Origin of the sequence: Streptomyces spinoverrucosus, from assembly GCF_006539505.1 — a bacterium.
Classification (GTDB): Bacteria; Actinomycetota; Actinomycetes; order Streptomycetales; family Streptomycetaceae; genus Streptomyces; species Streptomyces spinoverrucosus.
In genome coordinates, this window is the sequence record NZ_BJND01000159.1 from 1 (window position 1) to 2,475 (window position 2,475).

Annotated in this window: 2 protein-coding genes; one reads left to right on the plus strand and one right to left on the minus strand. The window is 65.7% G+C overall.

Translation table 11 applies throughout. From position 1 onward, the window contains the following. On the plus strand, positions 1–334 hold a 334-nt coding region (locus tag SSP24_RS43690), incomplete at its 5' end, for a hypothetical protein (RefSeq protein WP_218037167.1). 640 nt (positions 335–974) lie between these two features. Here SSP24_RS43690 and SSP24_RS42215 read toward each other — a convergent pair. Then, positions 975–2,180: a glycoside hydrolase family 64 protein gene (locus SSP24_RS42215; RefSeq protein ID WP_167529879.1), complete on the minus strand. Its 1,206-nt coding sequence runs from the start codon at positions 2,178–2,180 to the stop codon at positions 975–977. Between the last annotated feature and the right edge of the window lie 295 nt (positions 2,181–2,475).

The following is a 2,475-nucleotide window of genomic DNA, read 5'->3' on the forward strand; positions in this document are numbered from 1 at the left end:
CCAGGCAGCCGCACCTGAAGGCGGCCATAAGACCTTTCATCATGGCTTTGGATCCGTCGGTGCAATGAGCGGCCTCACCCTCGGAGCTCGTCTCCGAACAAGGGTGTTCCAACAGCCGGATTTCACTGTGGTGGTTCATCGCGGCGTGATCAATCGCCTAAAGCGGGAGGGAGGTTTCCTCGTTGCGGCTGAGGCCGATTACCTTCCGGCAGGCCGTGGGTGCGGCACCGGATTTGCAGTCGGCGAAGTTCTCAGCGGCTCAGCGAATTTCCCGGCAGTGAATGTCCGCCTGCGTGAAGGTCTCTGTGCTCATCAGCCGCTTCTTTGCAGGTGAGGGGGCGGGCCCGGTAGGACCGAGATATCGGCAGTCGCCCGATCTGTCTGCTCGGCAAGCTTTACCGCCTCCTCGATCAGCGTCTCGGTAAGCGCTGACTGGAGCGCTTCCCGGAGGTAATCATGGAAAGATGCAGTGTCGCCGTTACGGCGGATTCCACTCATGTGGCACGTTGTCTCCTGTGTTTGTGGCAGTACAGTGGTCGGCCGGTCGAATATGCGGATCGGGTAACCGCTCGTATGGTAGGGAATGGTGAGACAGTCGCGGGGCATGGCATGGGGATGGTGCTGTAACGCATGCACGGGATCGCACTCTGTTGCGCGCGCACTGCGCGGTTCTCGGCGCGAGCAGCTCCCAGCTGGGGGCAATATTCTGCGCTCGTGGTACCAGTGAAGGCCGCAGGCCGCCCGCCGGGATCAGGGGCTCGTGCTGTCCCGGGGGTGTGGTGGAGAGGGACACGGACGGGCCGCTGGAGGCCTTGGCCCGCAACAAGCTGAACTCGGGCCGGGTGATCAGGCACTGGCCGCACACGCTGCAGGGTCTCGGTCTGGCGTTGACGCCGTGGTGCTGGGGGCTGCCTCCTGCATCGGCGCTGCGGTTCGCCCGACTTCGCGGTCAGGGGTTGTTCGGGACTGTTGGGTCAGCCGCGGTGGAGGCGGTTGAGGGTGATGGTCAGTTTGGTGGGGGTGGCGCTGCTGACGAAGCTGGCGCAGCCGCCGCCGGGTCCGACGTCGTCGAAGGGGAATCCGTAGGCGAGTTTGTCTTTGGCGGCTGCGTGGAGGATCCGGGAGTAGTGGTTGGTGATCCGGTGCCGGTAGAAGCCGGATGTTGTGGTGTCGGGCTGGTGGGGGTTGGCTGCGAGGGTGGACCTGTTGAAGGCGGCGCCCAGGCGTGCGGCGATGGCGCCTGCGTGGTTGTTGCCGCGGGTGAGGGAGCCGGCGCAGGCCAGTACGTCCCAGGTGGACGGCTTGTCGAAGGCTCCGTCAGCGACCCCGGCGAAGGTGAGCCTGCCGTTGTGGACCCTTCCTTTGCTGACTCCCCATTGCGTCTGGGTGTCGACGATGAGGTCCTCGCGCCCGTACCGGTCCCAGACCTGGTCGATGTAGTCGTCGAAGTAGCGGCTGTCGAAGATGGGTTGCGGAAACTTGATCCCGGCTGCCGGTGACACGGCCCGCAGCCGTCTGGCTCCGTCGGTGATGACGAGCTTGTCAAACCCATCCTGGATGAGCAGGGCGTCGCATACCGCGTCGAGGCCGCCCGGTGGGAGGCCGGCCGATGACTGGCGTCCCGAGGAGCGCGTGTCGAGGTCGATGGAGATCGGGATGGCCACGCTGTCGACATGGGTGACGTTCGCGTGCATGCCCCCGCCGTCGAGGGTGAACTCCATGAAGTCCCACACGGTGCGGTAGTTCGCGTCCGTGTGATTGGAGACGCTGGGGAAGACGAAGGCGGGTCCCGCCCCGCCGCGGTTGACCTCGAAGACGAGAGGGCTGTCCACGGCGAACCACATGCGCCCGGCTCCCATGCGGGGAAGCGTGATGGTTGAGCTTCCGCCGGATTCGGCGAGTTTGATCGAGAAGTCCTTCACCACGGTGCGGTCCTTGTCGGGCATGGCGAGCTGGACAAGGCTGGAGCCGTCCGGTCCCAGATGGCAGGGCTGCCCGTTCTCCAGCCGTGTGCCGGTGACACACAGGCGCACATCGTTGTACTCGGTGTTGTTGATGATCGTCACCGGGAGTGTGTCCTGCGCCGTGGTGGCGTGGGCGGGGCAGGACACCTGGTGTGCCAGCAGGGGTGCCGCGCCGACTCCGGCGGCCATCTTGAGCAGATTCCTACGTGAGACCATGTCGCGCTCCCTGTCGGTTCGCCTGGGCGAGAATGCCTCGTCCCCGACGATCGCTGACTGCACAGCCGCTGCGGGTCCGCTCATCGGGCGGACCACCGGAGGAGGCAGCACCCCCTGTTGCAGGGGGATGAGGCATCCCCTGAACGGAGGGTGTGCGAGGGGGTCTGACAGGGGTCGGTCCGGAGTAGCTCTGGGCCGTCCTGGGGGCTGGGGAAGCCGGGCGGCGCGATGACCGGATCGGGGCAGGCTGGGCACACCATCTGGTGCTCATGCCGGCGATCTGGGATCAGTGAGC

What these genes read in the sequence shown, in the direction of transcription:
- SSP24_RS42215 (WP_167529879.1), bottom strand. Translation starts at nt 2,180, where the DNA reads ATGGTCTCACGTAGGAATCTGCTCAAGATGGCCGCCGGAGTCGGCGCG.